This is a genomic window from Psychromonas sp. KJ10-2 (assembly GCF_047323255.1).
GTDB lineage: Bacteria > Pseudomonadota > Gammaproteobacteria > Enterobacterales > Psychromonadaceae > Psychromonas.
Map to the genome: position 1 here is coordinate 1,622,312 of NZ_CP178827.1, position 18,740 is coordinate 1,641,051.

An 18,740-nucleotide genomic window follows, 5' to 3' on the forward strand; every position below is an offset into this window, starting at 1 on the left:
GAGATTAATATGCCATTAACCAATTTACTTTGCGGCTTAATAGAAACAGGCGTGAACCAACTACATCAATTAGATAGCAGTGCGGTAAGCAAACGTAAACAACTTAATGGCACCATCATTGCGGCGAGTTTAAAAGAACTAAAGCTGCCACTGTACTTTATTATTTCAGAGCAACAGGTTGATGTGCTTAACAAGTTTGAAGGTGAGCCAGACTGCACCATCAAAGTGAGTTTCCAAGCGCTCAATAAACTACAAGACAACCGTCAATTAACGCAGTTGATTAAATCAGGTGAACTGGAAGTAGATGGCGATATTCAATTAGTACAGCAGTTTGCAATGTTGTTGACCGACATGCAGATAGATTGGGAAGAACACCTATCGCAGAAAGTGGGTGATGTCATTGCACATAAATTCTTCCAGCACGCTAAGAAAGCAGTGCAAACCACACAAACTCAATATAAACGTATCGAAAAACAATCTTCTCTGTACTTAACAGAAGAGGTAAAAGTCGCACCGAGTGCATTAGAGGTGGCTTACTTTAGTGATCAAGTAAGTCGTTTAGAGAGTGATACAGAACAGTTATTAAACAAGATAAATAATAAGCTGGAAAAGCAGCTAAACGACCTATCACAAAGCAAGGTATTAGCTGACAAAAAATGATAAAGATTAAAGAGCTCTCACGTTTATACCAGATACAAAAAACCTTCATAGAATATGGCTTAATTGAACTAGTGCCTAAAGCTCAAAGGCCTAAAAGCTATTGGATCCTGCGCCTGTGTTTATTCTGGTTACGCAACCAACATGCGCATTTAAGCTTACCAGAACGATTACATTTAAGCCTACAATCGCTAGGCCCTATTTATATCAAGCTTGGGCAAATGCTATCAACACGCCGAGATCTGCTAGCCCCCATTTATGCTGATCAGCTTGCTCATCTACAAGACAATGTCCCCGCCTTCTCAGGTGACCTTGCGATTAAACAGATAGAAAAATCTTTTCAACGCCCTATCGATGAGATTTTTGATGATTTTGACAAAGTGGCATTAGCCTCCGCCTCTATCGCACAAGTTCATACTGCCACGTTAAAAGAAGATGGCAGAGAAGTTGTCATTAAGGTGACTCGTCCTGGTATCGAAAAAACCATTTCAGCTGACTTACAATTAATGAAATGGTTTGCAGGACTACTACAACGCTTTCTAAAAGATGCTAAAAGATTACGCCCAGTTGAAGTGATCCGCGAATATGAAAAAACCATCGTCGATGAATTAGATTTAATGCGCGAAGGCGCCAATGCGATTCAATTACGTCGCAATTTTTTAAACTCTAAACTGTTATACGTCCCTGAAATATACTCAGACTACTGCACTAAAGATGCGCTAGTGATGGAGCGTATTTACGGGATTCCCGTGTCAGATATTGATGCATTGAAAGCACAAAATACTAACTTAAAGCTGCTAGCTGAACGTGGAGTTGAAGCGTTTTTCACTCAAGTATTCAGAGACAGTTTCTTCCATGCAGATATGCACCCAGGGAATGTTTTTGTTTCCTATGAGCACCCCGAAGATCCACTGTGGATTGGTATTGACTGCGGCATAGTAGGTACATTAACCAATGAAGATAAACGTTATTTAGCGGAAAACTTTCTGGCTTTTTTCAACCGAGATTACCGCCAAGTTGCACAGTTACATATCGACTCAGAATGGGTACCTTCAGATACACCTGTGGAAGAGTTTGAGTTTGCTATTCGCGCCGTATGCGAGCCCATTTTCGAAAAACCATTATCGGAAATATCTTTTGCTCAAGTCTTAATTAATCTGTTCAACACAGCGCGTCGCTTTAATATGCAGGTACAGCCGCAACTCGTGCTGCTGCAAAAAACGTTGTTATATATAGAGGGACTAGGGCGTCAATTATACCCACAACTGGATTTATGGGACACTGCAAAACCTTTCTTAGAGAATTGGATGCGAGAGCAAGTGAGTCCTAAAACCTTAGTCAATAAATTAAAACTAAAAGCACCATTTTGGTTAGAAAAATTACCTGATATTCCAGAGCTGGTTTACCATAATTTAGCGCAAACAAAACAAGTTCAAAAGCAACAACAGTTATTAATGCAGCGCTTAAATGAACAACAAAGCCGCAATAGTAAAAACCAAGTGATAACAGCCTTAGCTGTTACTTTGAGTATTATCTCTGCTCTAGTATATTTACAAGACGATGGAAAAATTAACTTGAATTTGACCGTACCCGCAGTAATATCATGGGTACTTGCTTGGCGATTTAATAACAAATTGTGACAACTGTAGTAAAAAGTTCATATTAATAGTTTATTGTTGACCAGTTAACTTACAACATTATTTATATAGGGAAAAAATTATGGGCGGTATCGGAATTTGGCAGTTAGTTATCATTGCTGTAATTGTTGTTCTTTTATTTGGCACTAAAAAGTTACGCGGTATTGGCGGTGACTTAGGTGGCGCAATTAAAGGCTTTAAAAAAGCAGTGAAAGATGAAGATAGCAGTGCTGTAAACTCAGACAAAAAAGCACCAGAAAGTCTGAAGGCTGAAAAAGCGAACAAAAAGACTAATACCCTCAGACTCATTAAGACATCTATTTGACTAAGCCGTATCAAGTATAATGTAGAGAACTTATTGAGTTTCATCGGCATAACTTTTGAAGACCATCTCCTACCGAGCTTAACTTTAACGTATAAGTGCCAGGTAGGTTTTAGTAAAAGGCACATTATTTAATGTTTGATATTGGCTTCTGGGAGATCGTATTGATCTCTGTGATTGGACTAGTTGTGTTAGGCCCACAACGGTTACCTATTGCAATTCGTACTGTTGTAAAGTGGGTTAATACTGCCAAAAACATGGCAAACTCAGTTAAAAATGAGATATCTCAAGAGCTTGAATTACATGAAATGAATGAGAATATGCTCAAAAAAAGTAAACAAGAGCTAGAGCAGTTAAACCCTAATTTGAAAGCCTCAATTGATGAAATGAAACAAGATGTTGAACAGCTTACACAGCCATATAAAAACAATGTTGATGACATCATTAAGTCAGTAAAAGAAACACCAACACAATCTATAACAAACGATTCAACACCAGAAAAATCATCTGCGCAGGACAAATAACCCATGAGCGAGTCGATGTCAGATCAAGAGCAACACAGCTTGCCGCTAATCACCCACCTTTAGAATTAAGAGATAGAATCCTAAAAATCGTAGTGATTGTCCTCGTCCTATTTTTAGGGCTAGTGTATTTCTCCAATGATATTTACCAATATATTGCGGTTCCGCTTACCAGCCAATTACCAGAAGGCTCAAGCATGATCGCAACGGGTGTTGCCACTCCCTTTTTACACCAATAAAGTTAACCATTGTCTTGTCTATTTTAATTGCCATTCCAGCTATTTTGTATCAAGTCTGGGCTTTTGTTGCGCCAGGCTTATACCAACATGAACGTAAATTAGTCATGCCATTGGTCGCTAGTAGTGCATTTCTATTCTACCTCGGCATGGTGTTTTCTTATTATGTGGTATTCCCGTTAGTGTTTTCATTCTTTACTAGCACAGCCCCTGAAGGGGTGACCATAGCGACCGATATCAGCAGCTACCTAGACTTTGTCTTAAAACTATTTTTTGCCTTTGGCTTAGCCTTTGAAATACCCGTTGCAACATTATTACTGTGCTGGACAGGTGCAACGACTCCTGATTCATTAAGAGGAAAGCGCCCTTATATTGTTGTGGCTGCATTTATTTTTGGCATGTTATTAACACCACCTGATGTGATCTCACAAACCTTATTGGCAGTACCTATGCTGATTTTATTTGAAGTCGGTTTACTGTTTGCGCGTTTTTATGTGAAAAAGCCTGAGCAGGAAGAACAAGAAAATAATATAGATAAAGCGTCGTAAGTTATGATTGATATTGGCGTTAACTTAACCAACTCACGTTTTGATAAAGATTTACCTAACGTACTCGACCAAGCTAAACAAGCTGGGTTAACTAAACTGATTGTCACTGGTACTAATATCACTGAAAGTGAGCAAGCACTTACTTTAGCAAAGTCATATCCAGAGTTTCTATACAGCACAGCTGGCATCCACCCTCATGATGCAAGCAGTATGGATCAACAAGCAATAACAAAACTGCGAGAATTGCTTCAACAACCACAAGTGAAGGCAGTCGGCGAATGCGGATTAGACTTCAATCGCAACTACTCCACACCGCTCGAGCAAGAAACAGCCTTTGTACAACAACTAGAATTAGCCATTGAATATCAATTACCTGTGTTTATGCATGAACGAGATGCCAGTGAACGATTTATTGAGTTAGTCACTCCTTACATCAAACAGCTATCTAATGCTGTTGTTCATTGTTTCACAGGAACACAAGCTGAACTTGAACAATATTTAGCACTGGACTTACACATTGGTATTACAGGTTGGATTTGCGATGAACGCAGAGGTCAGCACCTGTTGGATATCGTTAACATGATCCCTGATGACCGTTTAATGATCGAGACAGATAGCCCTTATTTATTACCACGTTCAATGCGACCTAAACCAAAATCGAGTCGTAACGAACCTAAATACTTACCTTATATTGCAAAAACCATTGCCGATGCAAGACAACAAGATTTACAATCATTACTAAGCAACACGCAACACACAAGTAACGCATTTTTTAATTTAACTCCTTAAATACCTAGCGTACTAAGTTAAGTTTAACCTGTGCACTTAGTACGCTAGATATATCCTCATTAATCACATTGGAGCCATTATGACTGTTTCTCAATCTTTTCCCGCTCGCCGTCTACGCCGTTTACGTAAGCATGATTTCTCACGTCGCCTAGTTCAAGAAAATGAATTATCAGTAAACGATTTAATCTACCCAATGTTTGTCATTGAAGGTACTAACTGTCGTGAAGCGATTCCTTCAATGCCTGGAATTGAACGTTTATCTTTAGATCTACTCGCGCTTGAAGTCAAAGAGCTAGCTGAATTAGGTATTCCTGCAGTTGCTATCTTCCCAGTGACCCCTAGTGACATTAAAACGGAAATGGCAGAAGAAGCTTATAATGAAAATGGCTTAGCGCAACGTGCTGTACAATGTATTAAAGCAGCCGCACCTGAACTAGGGGTGATCACTGATGTTGCATTAGACCCTTTCACCACACATGGTCAAGATGGCATTATCGATAGTGAAGGTTATGTGTTAAACGACATTACTACAGAAATATTAGTTAAACAGGCCCTTTCGCACGCACAAGCAGGCGCTGATATTGTTGCACCTTCTGACATGATGGACGGCCGTATTGGCGCTATTCGTGAAGCATTAGAGAACGCAGGCTTTATTAATACACAAATCATGGCCTACAGTGCTAAATATGCATCAACTTACTACGGGCCTTTCCGAGATGCAGTAGGCAGTGCAGGTAACTTAAAAGGCGCGAATAAATTTACTTACCAAATGGATCCAGCAAATAGCGACGAAGCAATTCATGAAGTTGCCTTAGATATTCAAGAAGGTGCGGACATGGTAATGGTAAAACCTGGTATGCCTTACCTAGATATCGTACGTCGTGTAAAACATGAACTACAAGTACCGACCTTTGCTTACCAAGTCAGTGGTGAATATGCGATGCATAAAGCAGCTATTGATAACGGCTGGTTAAAAGAGAAAGAGTGTGTTTTAGAATCACTATTATGCTTTAAACGTGCCGGTGCAAACGGCATTTTAACTTATTTTGCTAAGCAAGTAGCGATCTGGTTACAGGAAGAAAACCGTAAATAATAATAAAAATGCCGTATCTAATGCGGCATTTTTTTATTTTGATATGTAGGTTATTTAATTAACTCTATACGTTCTACATCAATTTTAGTTTCCGTCCATTCTTTATCTATTTCACCAGTAATACGAATATTATCTTCAGGCGTTACTGTAATATGGCGAAAGTCTTCATCTTCAATTTCTACCATAACTACGCCACTTTGGTCTTTAAATAGGTAATGTTCTTCAGTCGTTTGCTTCACTAATGAACCTTGTAAAGCCACTTTACTATCGTCCGCTAATTCAAGCGCCTCTTTAGCGCTGATGGTTTGGATAGAGGTCGCGCCAGGACCAACGAATGCAGCCTGTGCATTAATAGAAAATAGGCTGGCGAACAGTACTGCCATTAGACCTTTAAGCATAAAGTTAGCATTAATCATATCGTTCCTCATTTAGTAGAAATAAAAATAGCGTTAGCATTTACAACGTTAAAACGTAAATAACTAGCGCTCTCATTATTTACGACTAGACAAGTATTAATTCGTTCACAATAACTTTGATAGCAGTTTAGCCAATTAATAAATCAGTCTCGATAGGATGAAACTCAGTACAAGCATCAATTAAGGCTTTAGCTGATAATTTAGGAACACCATAAGCTTCAGTAGTAACAGCGAACTTACTTTTTACTTTATCTAATAAAATAGCAAAATCGCCATCTCCTGTAAGTAGAATAACCGTATCAACTTCAGCAGCTAATTCCATTACATCAATAGTAATGCCGACATCCCAATCCCCTTTTGCGGTGCCATCGCTGCGCTGAATGAAAGGTTTTAAACGCACTTCAAAGCCCACATGCCTTAACATCTCTTGGAATTTTTGTTGCTGATTATCTCCACGCTCAATGGCATAAGCGTAAGCACAAACAATTTCACCTTGTGCGCTAATTTGTTGCCATAGTTTTCGATAGTTAAATTGCTTTCCATACGCTTGGCGAGTGGTGTAATAGATGTTTTGAACATCAGCAAAAATAGCAATTTTTTTCATTAAGAATGACCTTTTACTTTGATGGTTAACGTTTACTGATATAAATATGAGTTAAACGGGTACCAAAACAGCTGCGCTTCAAACACACGCTTAGCAACCGCCAGTGATACACATACTAAAAGAGTAGATAAACAGACCCAATCCTTTCTCATTAATGGCTTTAAGCGATACCAAGTACGTGACTTATATCGTCCAAAACCACATGTAGTAGCTCGTCTATATTCGGTGTGGTCTTTTTATCATGACTAACTCAGCATTATTATTAGCTGAGTTTTTTGAATTTATTGCTATGCATTAAAGCGAAAGCAATCCGTAGTATGGTCATTAAGCAAACCAACAGACTGCATAAAAGCGTAGGTAGTCGTCGGGCCTAAAAATTTAAATCCTTTTTTCTTCATGTCTTTACTAATTAGCGCTGATAACTCCGTTGATGCAGGCACTTTTTCTTTTGATTGCCAATTTCCAACAAGGGTTTTGTTATCAGTAAACTGCCAAATATAGTCAGAAAAGCTGCCATGTTCTTTTTGCACATTTAAAATACATTGCGCGTTATTAATGATCGCGGATATTTTTGCACGATGGCGAACGATGCCCGTGTCCAAAAGCAGCTCTGCAATTTTTACATCATCAAATGCCGCCACACTTTTAAGATCAAACTGATCAAATGCAGCGCGATAACCTTCTCGTTTATTTAAGATGGTATGCCAACTTAACCCCGACTGACACAGCTCTAAAGACAATGCTTCAAAGAGTTTTGTATCATCATAAACAGGCACACCCCATTCGGTATCGTGATAATCCTCTTCAAGCTTGGTTTTTAAAGCCCACTGGCATTTTTTGATGTCGTTCATTGATAATGGTGACCTGTTGAGTGTGTAGAGTTAATTTTGTTTACATACAGTAATGAAAAGGATGAGGTTTAGCTAGTTGTTGTTGCTTTGGCGTTACCCTTATTTTCATTGCCTTCTATAGTAATGAATACTTCCTAAATGCATTGACTCGTCTTCGCTCGTTGCTATATTTGGGCTATTTGTTGCATTTATTTCGCCCTGTCGGTGACATAGTTTTGCTCTGTTGGCGACTTTATTTTATCTTACTCAAATGGACTAACACCGACTCACGCATATCGTTTAAGGTTAGCTCGTCTTCGCTCGTTGAAGCATTTGGGCTATTAGTTGCATTTATTTCGCCCTGTCGGCGACATACTTTTTCTTACCAGAAGAATAAAGTAAGCAAAAAGACTGGCCCCGAATCGTTTTTTAATCTTAATAAATAACAGCCTTCTTAACGCACCACTCATACTCGACATCCATGTCTCGAAATGAGCTAGCAACGGCATCCATGCCTTAGCTTGCTAAAGGCAGTCATTGATTCAGAAAAACTCAACGGGAGATTTTGATGTAGCCACATTGAGCAATGTTTTACCATTAACTCTTTGATATTAATTAACTAAGTGGCTGTCCAATACTTTTTATTTGTTTGCATACAGTAATGAAAGGTAAGGGTTTGGCTAGTTTTTGTTTAGAGATTGTTATAGAGATTTACAAATTACTATTGATTTTGCTCGTCTACGCTCAAATAACACGATCAAAAAAGCCCTTATCACCAATCAAAAAAATTGAATAATAAGGGCTTATTATTAGCGGTGATTACCTTCACATAAAGTAAAAGCTAACTTAACTACCTACAAAATTGTTACGTACACCACGTGGTTTTTTATTACCACCAGCACGGTTAGCTGGCTTAGCTACTTTAGGCTTTTTTATTTTCTTCTCGCGTGTATCTAACACAGAAGGTTGCAGTGGCTCACCAGGTTCAAAACCAGGTTGAACACGACGTGGCACTACTTTTTTGATAAAGCGTTCGATATCTTTTAATAGTTTAAATTCTTCCTGACACACTAATGAAACAGCAAGACCTTCATTACCTGCACGTCCGGTACGACCGATACGGTGTACGTAATCTTCACTGACATGTGGTAAGTCGAAGTTCACTACATTAGGTAGTTGGTCAATATCAATACCACGCGCAGCGATATCGGTAGCCACTAGCACTTTAATTTGGCTTTCTTTAAATTGTGCTAAGGCTTTGGTACGTGCTCCTTGGCTCTTGTTGCCATGAATAGCCGCACTACGAATTCCGCGTGCTTCTAAATTTTTAACGAGGCGGTTTGCACCATGTTTGGTTTTTACAAACACTAATACTTGTTGCCATTTGTTCTCTAAAATTAACTGACTTAGTAACGCTGTTTTCTTGGTTTTATCCACTTCATACAACACCTGTTCAATCTTTTCTACTGTGGTATTACGTGGTGTTACTGAAATCTCTACTGGGTTATTCACCAAACCTTTTGCTAAAGCGCGAATATCATCGGAGAAAGTCGCTGAAAATAGTAAGTTTTGACGTTTAGGCGGTAAGGCTTTTAATATCTTTTTGATGTCGTGAATAAAGCCCATATCCAACATTCGGTCAGCTTCATCTAGCACTAACACTTCTAACTGCTGAAAACGAATAGCATTTTGTTGGTAAAGGTCTAATAAACGTCCCGGTGTTGCCACCAGAATATCGACACCACGACGAAGGTTTTGCATTTGCGGGTTAATTTTTACCCCACCGTACACCACCATGCTACGTAATGGCATATTCTGACCGTATTTTTCTACGCTGGCTTGCACTTGTGCTGCTAGCTCACGGGTAGGCGTTAAAATCAATGCACGGACTTGATTCGGTTTAGCACGTTGGCCTTTTTCTAATTTAGCTAATAAAGGTAAGGTGAAACCTGCTGTTTTACCTGTACCAGTTTGTGCAGCAGCCATGACATCTTTTCCTGCGATAACGGCAGGAATAGCCTGTTCTTGAATAGGAGAAGGTTTTTCATAACCTTGCGCTTTAACAGCTTCTACTAACGATACGGGTAAACCTAGTGAATCAAAACTCATAGTACATCTCATTAAAATACGGCATATGCCTAAGGCGCGTAGCTTACCTTAAGCAGGCTTTACACGCTATCGAAACCAACGCATAAAATTCATACAATTGAAAGGTGATTAACCTCACGGTATCTGTATAATACTCCTCTTTAAAAAAGCAATACTCAAACTATTTAGGAATAAGCCGTGTTAAGTACAAATAACATCACCATGCAATTTGGTGCAAAACCACTTTTTGAAAATATTTCAGTCAAGTTTGGTACTGGAAACCGCTACGGTTTAATCGGTGCGAACGGTTGTGGTAAATCAACCTTCATGAAGATCTTAACCGGTGATCTAGAGCCAAGTGCTGGTAACGTAACCAAAGATCCTAATGAACGTATTGCAAAGCTACATCAGGACCAGTTTGCCTTTGAAGAGCACACAGTACTAGATACAGTATTGATGGGCCACAAAGAGATGTGGGCAGTAATGAATGAGCGTAACCGTATCTACTCTTTACCAGAAATGAGTGAAGAAGATGGTATGAAAGTAGCTGATTTAGAAACTGAATTCGCAGAAATGGATGGTTACACAGCCGATTCACGCGCTGGAGAAATCCTATTAAGCGTTGGTATTCCATTAGAGCAACATTACGGACCAATGTCTGAAGTTGCTCCAGGTTGGAAACTACGTGTATTACTAGCACAAGTACTTTTCTCAAACCCAGATATCATGCTTCTTGATGAGCCAACCAATAACTTGGATATCGATACTATCCGTTGGTTAGAAACTGAATTAAATGCACGTCAATGTACCATGGTTATTATCTCGCATGACCGTCATTTCTTAAACTCAGTATGTACACACATGGCTGATATCGATTACGGTGAACTACGTTTATACCCAGGTAACTACGATGAATACATGACAGCAGCAACACAAGCGCGTGAACGTCTATTATCTGAAAATGCGAAGAAAAAAGCACAACTATCTGAACTACAAGAGTTCGTAAGCCGTTTCTCTGCAAATGCATCAAAAGCAAAACAAGCAACGTCTCGGGCTAAGCAAATGGATAAAATCCAGTTAGATGAAGTAAAAGCATCTAGTCGTGTTAACCCTTACATTGTGTTTAAACAAGAGAAGAAACTATTCCGTAACGCATTAGAAACCGTTGCCATGACAAAGAGCTTTGAAAACACTTTATTTAAAGACTTAAACCTAATGATCGAAGTCGGTGAACGTGTCGCTATCATTGGTCAAAATGGTGTAGGTAAAACAACACTATTACGTACTTTAATGGGCGAAATTGAGCTAACTTCAGGCGAGTACAAATGGTCTGAAAATGCACAGTTAGGTTACTACGCACAGGACCATTCATCTGATTTTGAAAAAGACCAAAATCTAATGGATTGGATGGGTCAATGGATGCAAGAAGGTGACGATGAACAAGTAGTACGTGGCACATTAGGTCGTTTATTATTTGGTGCGAATGACATCACTAAATCAGTTAAAATCATCTCTGGTGGTGAGCAAGGTCGTATGCTGTTTGGTAAGTTAATGATGAACAAACCAAATATCTTACTAATGGATGAACCAACCAACCACTTGGATATGGAATCGATTGAATCATTAAACTTAGCCTTAGAAAACTACGAAGGTACGTTATTATTCGTCAGTCATGACCGTGAGTTTGTATCATCGCTAGCAACACGTATCATCGAGATTAAAGAAGATAAAGTAGTTGATTTCCACGGTACTTACGAAGAGTATTTAAAAAGCCAAGGTGTTGGTGAATAATACCAATTGTATTAAATAACTGATCTAAATTTTGCGCCGGAAAAATGGCTTAGTTTGAGGCGTAAGTTGATGTAAATGGTTGTTCCCTATACGAAACTTACAACGAAAAAATAAGTTGTTTTAACAAGTAAAATAGATCAGTTACTTACTATGATTGGTATAACTAAAACCTTAGTGACTTATCTTAGCTAAATAAACTAATCCGATGCTTTTTAAGTATCGGATTTTTCATTTTTATAGGTAATAGTTAGAGTGAATAATTGAAGGGAATAGTTGCAAGCAATCGTTAAAGATAACCCAACAACAACCCTGTCATGGCAAATAACAGTACTAAATATACAATAGGTAATTTGAGGCTTCTTTGTAGAAAAATCCCCACTAAAATAATCGCCATATCTAGCCCATTAAACACCGCACTAACAAATACAGGCTGGTATAAAGCACTGACAAGTAACCCAACTACCGCGGCATTCACACCAGTAATCGCAGCATTCACACACGGAATTTTAGCAAAGCGTTGCCAATTCTTTAAACAAGCTAATAGTAATAGAAAGCCAGGCAGAAACACACCTAAGGTTGCGACTAACGCACCTATCAATGGCATTTCAGGCAGAATAAAATAACCAATATAAGTGGCGAAGGTAAACATGGGCCCAGGCACAGCTTGTGCAATGGCGTACCCCGTTAAGAACTGATCCGACGTTAACTGTTCTGCGACGATATTTTGTAATAAAGGCAGAACAACATGCCCTCCCCCAAACACTAAACTTCCCGTCTGAAAGAAATCAGAAAACACTGAAAATAAAGGGCTTAAAAAGCTTAAAAAAGGTGCAACGCACAATAAAATAATAAACAGAAATAAAGGACGGAAGTTTAATGAACGTAGTGGATTTAGGATCAGACAGTGAGTTTTCTTATCGGTAAATTCCTGCTGTTTTAATTTAAATAATAATACACCAGTCAAAACTGCAAATAACAGTACTAACAGTTGAGTTGCAACACTGGGCATCACCAATAGAACACAGGCGCTGAGTAAGCATAATGCGACATGTGCTTTATCTTTACAGAATTGTTTAAACATCATCAATACTGCATCAAACACTACGACAACAGCCAATAGTTTCAAACCATGGATCACTGAATGAAAAAAGCTATTATCAGTTAAGTAACCTGCACTGACCGCTAACAATCCCACCAATAAAACAGAAGGAAGCGTAAACCCTAAAAAAGCACTGATTGCGCCTTTTAACCCAGCGCGATGATAGCCAATAGCAAAGCCAACTTGGCTTGAACCTGGACCAGGTAAAAACTGACTTAAGGCAACATATTCGGCATATTGACGTTCACTTAACCAAGCTAAGCGCTGGACAAATGTTTCTCTAAAATAGGCGATATGAGCTGCAGGCCCACCAAAGCTATAACAACCTAAGAGTAAGAAAGTTTTAAATATATTCCACATCGACGACGCTTCCATTGTCCATTTTATATTTGTTTATCAATCAAAAAAGTATGCATGAGTGATCGGTATAAGACGAAAACTGGCAATAAGCAATTTTTTCAGTCAATGCTCACCTTGCTTTGTGAAGTGAATAATCAATCCACAAAAGTACTCACTCATCATCACAAGATATCAATCAGTACTTCAATAAATGACGATCACATCCAATATAAAAAACAGAGCGGCCATTTAAACAGAGAAAATCTACAGCAGTTAGATGACAGTAAAATGACAGCGGCAACATTTATTACATAAATATTGTAGGAGGTACTATTTGTGAAGGGGGTTATTTTATTTAATCTATTGCTTGCTTGTAGAGTGAATGGCTAAATCCAAGTGCAGATATTGTAAGTCATTATCCCACAAGGTTAAAAACTGTCGGCTCTTCTGTTTATTGTTCAAGCATTTAGCAAAAATAATAATCTTAGCGCCTTTTAAGTCTTCAGCTTGTGTGATCCCATAACGGGCTAACAACTCCTCTTTAAAATGACTAATAGGAATAGAAAGGTTTTTATTATCAGCGACATTTAACCATAACAACTGCTTATCGCTATAACTGATGCTACCCCAATACATTCTCGGGGCCACTTTCTCTAGCTGCTCGGCATCGCTAAAATGCACAAACAAGTTTTTTGCGCGCCAACGATGCTGTTCACTGGTCTGCACCCAGACATCAGAGGTAGCTAAAGAACTGTTCTTAAATAAGCTTTTTAATAAGGTACTTAACCTTTGGGTTACGGTTTTTTCTGTTTTTTGTAACGGTTCTAATACAGCGGTTGCTGATTGAGGTTTATCTGAAATAGGTGCTTGAGAACCCTCCTCTGCCTTTTTATTTTGAATAGAAGCGTCACGACGCACAGTACGCTTAACACTAAAGTCGATAGTAAAACCTTGCTGTTCATCTACCTCAGCCTTTTGTTGGCTTTCTATTACTGGTGCTTTATTTTCCGTTATGGAGCTTGGATTAACAGCCTCTGCAATTAGTTGTGCTTCAGTATCCTGTTCCACCAGCATCGTTTTTTCTACCAACGCCATAGGTCCATTACGTTTATGAGTATTTAGCTCAGAGCAACCTTCAAGGTGGTTACGAGAACCAAAACAAGCTTGCTTGCCATCCTTAGAAGCACGCCTAAAATAGGCAACCTGTAAGCACTCAGGGCAAAATAGCGAATGTCGATATTGTTCTATTTGCTCTGCTGGCAGTAATTTGAATTCGTAGATGGAGAATATAGTTTGTGCTTTAGCCTCACCTTGTACAGCCTGGTATTCCCTAGTCGGCTGATGGTCTTTAGATAAAATACAAATGGCATCTAACATTCAAAACTCACTTTAACGGTTAACAATAAAACAGATCTTTTTGCCCAGATAGAGAAATGACCTTTAAGACAACTAGTAATAGCATAACCTAAAATGGTACTGAATAAATAAGTTAATCTATTGCATCCCTATCATTAATATTGATAATGAAGGTCTCATTCTCATGTTATTAATCTTGGTCTTCTATGTCATTTATCACTGAAAATAAATATACCTTTTGTGGCGTTGTCGCGATCTTACTATGGAGCTCTGTGGCTGCTTTAATTCGTGATTTATCAGAATTATTTAGTCCAATTGCAGGGGCTGCCATGATGTACAGCATTAGTGCTATCTTTTTGATGTGTGTGATGGGTGTACCTAAAGTTAAAGACTTTCCTATGCGCTATCTATTAATTGGCGGTGCTTTATTTGTTACCTATGAGATATGTCTAGCTTTGTCATTGGGTATGGCTACTGATCGTCATCAAGCCATGGAAATGTCTATCATCAATTATTTATGGCCTGCGCTCACCATATTATTAAGCGTATTGCTGAGCCCTAAGAAAGTAAACCTGTTAGTTTACCCAAGTATCCTCATTGCATTCGCCGGTGTGGCTTGGTGTATCGCCGGTGACCAAGGTCTTTCATTAGACATTTTACTGCATAATATAGCCGATAACCCAATCACCTACTTAATGGCCTTTTCAGCTGCGTTTATTTGGGCATTTTATTGTGTGATCACAAAAAGAATAAGCAATGGAAAAAATGCCATTGTGTTATTTTTTGCCGCCACTGCTATCACCCTATGGATAAAGTTCTTTTTCAGTAACGAGCCCAGCATCCACTTTACCTTACCTTCCAGTTTAACTTTAATAATTGCAGGTATTAGCATTGGGACGGGTTATGCTTTATGGAACCAAGCTGTGATAGGTGGCAATATTATTTTGTTGGGCACGCTTTCCTACTTTACGCCGGTTTTCTCAACGTTATTTGCTTCTGTGTATCTTTCATTAACGTTAAGTGGTTCTTTCTGGCAAGGCGTGGCGTTAGTCACATTAGGCTCATTGATTTGCTTTATCGTGACCCGAGAGAAACCTGACACGAATACGAAACAAACTTCAAATATTTAGACACGATCACAATGCCTATTTAAGCTTTAGTGATTTAATATCACAATCGAGTAAACCATAAAGGAGATGCAAATGACTGAACTGACTATTGCCGCCAATATTTTTGTTAAAGTAGGTAAGCTCGACCAGGTCAAAGATGAACTGCTAAAACTAACTCAAGCAACACGAAATGAGCAAGGTTGTATCCAATATAAACTCCATCAAGACAATGATAATCCCCTGCACTTTTTGTTCTATGAAACTTGGGAGTCTCGTACTCTGTGGCAAGCGCATATGCATCACCAAAATATTAAAAATTACAAAGCAGCAACGGAAGGGTGTATTGAGAGTGTGAGTCTCAGTGAGATGAGTGATATCAGTTAATCGTTAATACTAATCGCACTCAGTAACCACCGCCAATAACCAATATAGCGGTTATTAAATGATAATAACCGCTATATTACCCTTTGTTCTATAACTTTAGCATAAACGCATTATCAGCTGCTCGTTTGATTAAGCGCCGTAATTAATCGATGAAGATAGGTTTCTAATACATTTAACAATCGCAAGAGGGACATCAGCGCTAGTGCTTGGATTCGCAATTGACGGTACACCTTGCCAATTAACTTGTAACTTACCTACCGTGCTATCGAAGTCGATATAGGTGTTCATAATATCGCTGGTTGGGTCAGCCACTAGCTTCACTTTTGTCTGATCTAAACCGATGGTTGCCAACGCAAGCATGGCACTTATATTACTACTTTTAGGGAAAAGGTTTGCCGATTCACGGGCAGTTCCTTCAAAAAAGCAGGTACTATCTTCAATTGAATTAAGGTCCACAAACTCTTCTGCTGGTGTATTCTTCCATGATGCAACAGGTTTAGTTTGGGTGATCGCAATGGTATTAACTTCAGATAACGAAGCGGCTGACATCCAATCTACAGCCGGTAAGGCACCCGTTGAGAGTAAAATTTTTGCACCTGATTGGTCTGCAGTGTTAATGAATTCACCTAAAATTTGATCGTCTGTGAATAAACCAATGCTAGACACTAACAAATCTATTCCCTTAGCTAATACCATTTCACCATAATGCTTTAATGAGGGTTGCCCAGCAGCTTCTATTACAATGTCAGGCTTGGCTGCAAAAAAGTCATCAATATCATCGGTAATAATCGACTTAAAGTGTTCAGATTGTCCCTCACTCAAGGCAATATGTTTAGTTTTATCTCTGCACAATAAGGAAACTAATTGCGCTTCACCCACTCATTACCTGTTTCAATGCGATTAGCCACTTCACGGCCAATCGCGCCTAATCCAATAATGCCAACTTTTAATGTACGTGTCTGTTTCATTGTAACCCTTTGTTAAATATATATAGCAATGATTTAATTAGCGTAATTTTGATTGATTCTTTTAGCCTGCCTTAATACAACAGGCTAGGTATAGCCAAGCTTAACCATGGCACATAAGTGATAATCACTAACCCGATGATCATAATGGTTAAGAAAGGAATACAACCTCTGAAGATCTCTAATAGATTCATTTTTGAAATAGCCACGGCAACAAATAAGTTTAAGCCAACAGGTGGTGTGATCATACCCACTGAGTAGTTCACTAGATTGATAATCCCAAAATGAACTGGATCAATGCCGACATCGGTAGCTATTGGTAACATCAATGGTGCTAATACAATAATCGCTGACACACTGTCTAAGAAGAAACCAGCAATCAACATGATCACGTTTAACAAGGCGGTGATCACCACAGAAGAATCACTTAATGACAGCACTGAGTTCGCTAGAAGAGAGGCAGAACCAGTCATAGTTAGTAACCATGAGAAGGCAGAAGCACCAGCAGTAATCAACAATAATGACCCCGAAGTTAAGCCCGTCGTTTGCAATATTTCCCATAGGGCTTTTGCATTCACTTGTTTATAAATGAACATGCCAACAAACAAACCGTATGCACAAGCGACCGCAGCAGACTCAGTAGCGGTAAACACACCACTATAAATACCACCCAATAAAATAGTTGGTAAACCTAATCCCCACGCAGAGCCTTTAAAGGCAGCAACTACCTCTTTAAAGGTTGGAAAAGGCGCATTAGGGTATTTTTTAATTTTTGAGTAAACCATACAATAAACAATGATTAAGCCACCCAATAACAGCGCAGGTAAAATCCCCGCTGCAAACAGTTGTCCAACACTGGTTGAGGTCACTGAACCATAAATAATCAAGGCGATACTTGGCGGTACAATAGGCCCTAAGGTGCCAGCTGTGGTTAATAAACCAATAGAAAAGCGTTTGCTGTACCCTGCCGCTACTAACGCAGGAAACATGATGCTACCAATGGCAACCACGGTTGCTGGACTTGACCCTGAAATAGAGCCAAAGAATAAACAGGACAGTACGGCAGCAGACGCTAAGCCGCCAGGCGCCCAACCAATCAACACTTGCGCTAGTTTAATCAATCGCGCAGATAACCCGCCTACTCGCATTAACTCAGCTGCTAAGATGAAAAATGGAATAGCCATCAATGAAAAGTTATTCATACCGGAGAACATGCGCATCGGTACGATAGTTGGATCCATTGTATTGGTTACTTCCATAGCCCCCACAACAGAGAAGGCAAGGGAGCCATAAATAGGTAAACCCAGCAGTAATAGAATGAAGAAAATAATTAACAAAAACATGATCATGTGAAAACCTTACTGTATAAAAAAGCGCATAGATGAGCGTTTATTAGCGACCGACAAACTTACTGTTGAGGAGACTCGTTATGTATTGGCTGTTTTGTTACAACGGCATGAATAATCTGTGTATAGCGGAACACTTGCAGCAATGCAGTAGCCGGAATAAAGGCATAAACAGATGCCACCGGAATCCTTAGTGCAGGTGAAAGTTGTCCACGGTCAAGGGTATTAAGGAAAAGGTTTCCACCGTAATAAAACAGTGCGATAGCAAAGGCAATGCCAATGACGGAGGAGATCACAATAAAAAAAGGAATAAGAAAAGGTGGCAAACATGACTTTAATAAATCTAAGGTGATGTGTGACCCTTTTCTTACTCCCAAACTGGTGGACAGAAAGCTCATTGAAATAATCAAATATAAAACCGCTTCCTCAGCCCAAAAAATAGAATCATTTAACGCGTAACGAAAAAATACTTGTGTGAAGGTTAATAGTGAAGCGACTGCGAGTATGCTCGCGATAAAAAAGCCTTCTATTTTATCCAAATACTTACTGATTAGTTCAAACATATCTTCCTCCTTACACGTTATGAATAAAGCTTGGTTATTAATATAAC

The 18,740-nt window shown here is 39.0% G+C and carries 18 protein-coding genes and 1 pseudogene; 10 read left to right on the plus strand and 9 right to left on the minus strand.

Annotated elements, in window-relative coordinates:
- The first annotated feature begins 9 nt into the window (after positions 1-9).
- The 7 genes and pseudogenes from ACLKL2_RS07820 to hemB all read left to right on the plus strand — a co-directional run bounded on the left by ACLKL2_RS07820 (position 10) and on the right by hemB (position 5,803).
- Complete coding sequence (locus tag ACLKL2_RS07820) at positions 10-660, plus strand: ubiquinone biosynthesis accessory factor UbiJ (protein ID WP_413693984.1); 651 nt, start codon at positions 10-12, stop codon at positions 658-660.
- Positions 657-2,297 carry a ubiquinone biosynthesis regulatory protein kinase UbiB gene (gene ubiB, locus ACLKL2_RS07825; RefSeq protein ID WP_413693985.1) on the plus strand — a complete coding sequence of 547 codons (1,641 nt, stop codon included), beginning with the start codon at positions 657-659 and terminating at the stop codon, positions 2,295-2,297. Before ACLKL2_RS07820 ends, ubiB begins: the two co-directional genes overlap by 4 nt.
- Before the next feature lie 79 nt (positions 2,298-2,376).
- Positions 2,377-2,619, plus strand: a complete 243-nt coding sequence (gene tatA / locus ACLKL2_RS07830) for a twin-arginine translocase TatA/TatE family subunit (protein ID WP_413693986.1) — start codon at positions 2,377-2,379, stop codon at positions 2,617-2,619.
- 131 nt (positions 2,620-2,750) lie between these two features.
- The gene (gene tatB / locus ACLKL2_RS07835) at positions 2,751-3,140 is read left to right on the plus strand and encodes a Sec-independent protein translocase protein TatB (protein WP_113817386.1); all 390 of its coding nucleotides are present in this window, start codon (positions 2,751-2,753) and stop codon (positions 3,138-3,140) included.
- A gap of 15 nt (positions 3,141-3,155) precedes the next feature.
- Positions 3,156-3,921: pseudogene (tatC, locus tag ACLKL2_RS07840) on the plus strand (twin-arginine translocase subunit TatC).
- 3 nt (positions 3,922-3,924) lie between these two features.
- Positions 3,925-4,710, plus strand: a complete 786-nt coding sequence (locus ACLKL2_RS07845) for a TatD family hydrolase (protein ID WP_413693987.1) — start codon at positions 3,925-3,927, stop codon at positions 4,708-4,710.
- Positions 4,711-4,789: 79 nt separating this feature from the next.
- A complete protein-coding gene (hemB, locus tag ACLKL2_RS07850; protein ID WP_413693988.1) occupies positions 4,790-5,803 on the plus strand; it encodes a porphobilinogen synthase in 1,014 nt (337 codons plus the stop codon).
- 50 nt (positions 5,804-5,853) lie between these two features.
- Here the strand turns inward: hemB and ACLKL2_RS07855 are convergent, their stop codons facing one another.
- From ACLKL2_RS07855 to ACLKL2_RS07870, 4 genes are all read right to left on the minus strand, one after another.
- Positions 5,854-6,219: a NirD/YgiW/YdeI family stress tolerance protein gene (locus tag ACLKL2_RS07855; protein WP_181817663.1), complete on the minus strand. Its 366-nt coding sequence runs from the start codon at positions 6,217-6,219 to the stop codon at positions 5,854-5,856.
- A 127-nt stretch (positions 6,220-6,346) separates the two neighbouring features.
- Positions 6,347-6,823 (minus strand): NYN domain-containing protein, encoded by a 477-nt coding sequence (locus ACLKL2_RS07860; RefSeq protein WP_113817377.1) that lies wholly within the window; start codon positions 6,821-6,823, stop codon positions 6,347-6,349.
- Positions 6,824-7,110: 287 nt separating this feature from the next.
- On the minus strand, positions 7,111-7,674 hold the full coding sequence (locus ACLKL2_RS07865; protein ID WP_413693989.1) for a DNA-3-methyladenine glycosylase I: 564 nt from the start codon (positions 7,672-7,674) through the stop codon (positions 7,111-7,113).
- Positions 7,675-8,499: 825 nt separating this feature from the next.
- The gene (locus tag ACLKL2_RS07870) at positions 8,500-9,762 is read right to left on the minus strand and encodes a DEAD/DEAH box helicase (RefSeq protein WP_413693990.1); all 1,263 of its coding nucleotides are present in this window, start codon (positions 9,760-9,762) and stop codon (positions 8,500-8,502) included.
- A 177-nt stretch (positions 9,763-9,939) separates the two neighbouring features.
- Here ACLKL2_RS07870 and ACLKL2_RS07875 point away from each other — a divergent pair, with 177 nt between their 5' ends.
- A complete protein-coding gene (locus ACLKL2_RS07875) occupies positions 9,940-11,532 on the plus strand; it encodes an ABC-F family ATPase (RefSeq protein ID WP_413693991.1) in 1,593 nt (530 codons plus the stop codon).
- Positions 11,533-11,818: 286 nt separating this feature from the next.
- On the opposite strand, the gene chrA is transcribed toward ACLKL2_RS07875, so the two are convergent.
- Positions 11,819-12,991, minus strand: coding sequence for a chromate efflux transporter (gene chrA / locus ACLKL2_RS07880; RefSeq protein WP_413693992.1), 1,173 nt, complete (start codon positions 12,989-12,991; stop codon positions 11,819-11,821).
- 339 nt (positions 12,992-13,330) lie between these two features.
- Positions 13,331-14,347, minus strand: coding sequence for a hypothetical protein (locus tag ACLKL2_RS07885; RefSeq protein ID WP_413693993.1), 1,017 nt, complete (start codon positions 14,345-14,347; stop codon positions 13,331-13,333).
- 185 nt (positions 14,348-14,532) lie between these two features.
- On the opposite strand from ACLKL2_RS07885, the gene yddG reads away from it, so the two are divergent.
- Both yddG and ACLKL2_RS07895 read left to right on the plus strand, forming a co-directional pair.
- Entirely contained in the window at positions 14,533-15,456 is a 924-nt protein-coding gene (gene yddG, locus ACLKL2_RS07890) for an aromatic amino acid DMT transporter YddG (RefSeq protein ID WP_413693994.1), read from the plus strand.
- 72 nt (positions 15,457-15,528) lie between these two features.
- A complete protein-coding gene (locus ACLKL2_RS07895) occupies positions 15,529-15,819 on the plus strand; it encodes a putative quinol monooxygenase (RefSeq protein ID WP_413693995.1) in 291 nt (96 codons plus the stop codon).
- A gap of 129 nt (positions 15,820-15,948) precedes the next feature.
- Here the strand turns inward: ACLKL2_RS07895 and ACLKL2_RS07900 are convergent, their stop codons facing one another.
- From ACLKL2_RS07900 to ACLKL2_RS07910, 3 genes are all read right to left on the minus strand, one after another.
- Positions 15,949-16,698, minus strand: a complete 750-nt coding sequence (locus ACLKL2_RS07900) for an aspartate dehydrogenase (RefSeq protein ID WP_413693996.1) — start codon at positions 16,696-16,698, stop codon at positions 15,949-15,951.
- Between the two features lie 160 nt (positions 16,699-16,858).
- Positions 16,859-18,133, minus strand: coding sequence for a TRAP transporter large permease (locus ACLKL2_RS07905; RefSeq protein ID WP_113820601.1), 1,275 nt, complete (start codon positions 18,131-18,133; stop codon positions 16,859-16,861).
- 59 nt (positions 18,134-18,192) lie between these two features.
- Complete coding sequence (locus ACLKL2_RS07910; RefSeq protein WP_413693997.1) at positions 18,193-18,693, minus strand: TRAP transporter small permease; 501 nt, start codon at positions 18,691-18,693, stop codon at positions 18,193-18,195.
- Between the last annotated feature and the right edge of the window lie 47 nt (positions 18,694-18,740).

Excerpts from the sequence above, each read along its gene's own strand:
- ubiB (WP_413693985.1), top strand. The coding sequence starts at position 657 with ATGATAAAGATTAAAGAGCTCTCACGTTTATACCAGATACAAAAAACC.
- ACLKL2_RS07860 (WP_113817377.1), bottom strand. The coding sequence starts at position 6,823 with ATGAAAAAAATTGCTATTTTTGCTGATGTTCAAAACATCTATTACACC.
- ACLKL2_RS07870 (WP_413693990.1), bottom strand. The coding sequence starts at position 9,762 with ATGAGTTTTGATTCACTAGGTTTACCCGTATCGTTAGTAGAAGCTGTT.
- ACLKL2_RS07885 (WP_413693993.1), bottom strand. The coding sequence starts at position 14,347 with ATGTTAGATGCCATTTGTATTTTATCTAAAGACCATCAGCCGACTAGG.
- ACLKL2_RS07905 (WP_113820601.1), bottom strand. The coding sequence starts at position 18,133 with ATGATCATGTTTTTGTTAATTATTTTCTTCATTCTATTACTGCTGGGT.
- ACLKL2_RS07910 (WP_413693997.1), bottom strand. The coding sequence starts at position 18,693 with ATGTTTGAACTAATCAGTAAGTATTTGGATAAAATAGAAGGCTTTTTT.
- tatB (WP_113817386.1), top strand. The coding sequence starts at position 2,751 with ATGTTTGATATTGGCTTCTGGGAGATCGTATTGATCTCTGTGATTGGA.
- ACLKL2_RS07820 (WP_413693984.1), top strand. The coding sequence starts at position 10 with ATGCCATTAACCAATTTACTTTGCGGCTTAATAGAAACAGGCGTGAAC.
- ACLKL2_RS07865 (WP_413693989.1), bottom strand. The coding sequence starts at position 7,674 with ATGAACGACATCAAAAAATGCCAGTGGGCTTTAAAAACCAAGCTTGAA.
- ACLKL2_RS07855 (WP_181817663.1), bottom strand. The coding sequence starts at position 6,219 with ATGATTAATGCTAACTTTATGCTTAAAGGTCTAATGGCAGTACTGTTC.
- ACLKL2_RS07895 (WP_413693995.1), top strand. The coding sequence starts at position 15,529 with ATGACTGAACTGACTATTGCCGCCAATATTTTTGTTAAAGTAGGTAAG.
- chrA (WP_413693992.1), bottom strand. The coding sequence starts at position 12,991 with ATGTGGAATATATTTAAAACTTTCTTACTCTTAGGTTGTTATAGCTTT.
- ACLKL2_RS07845 (WP_413693987.1), top strand. The coding sequence starts at position 3,925 with ATGATTGATATTGGCGTTAACTTAACCAACTCACGTTTTGATAAAGAT.
- hemB (WP_413693988.1), top strand. The coding sequence starts at position 4,790 with ATGACTGTTTCTCAATCTTTTCCCGCTCGCCGTCTACGCCGTTTACGT.
- yddG (WP_413693994.1), top strand. The coding sequence starts at position 14,533 with ATGTCATTTATCACTGAAAATAAATATACCTTTTGTGGCGTTGTCGCG.
- tatA (WP_413693986.1), top strand. The coding sequence starts at position 2,377 with ATGGGCGGTATCGGAATTTGGCAGTTAGTTATCATTGCTGTAATTGTT.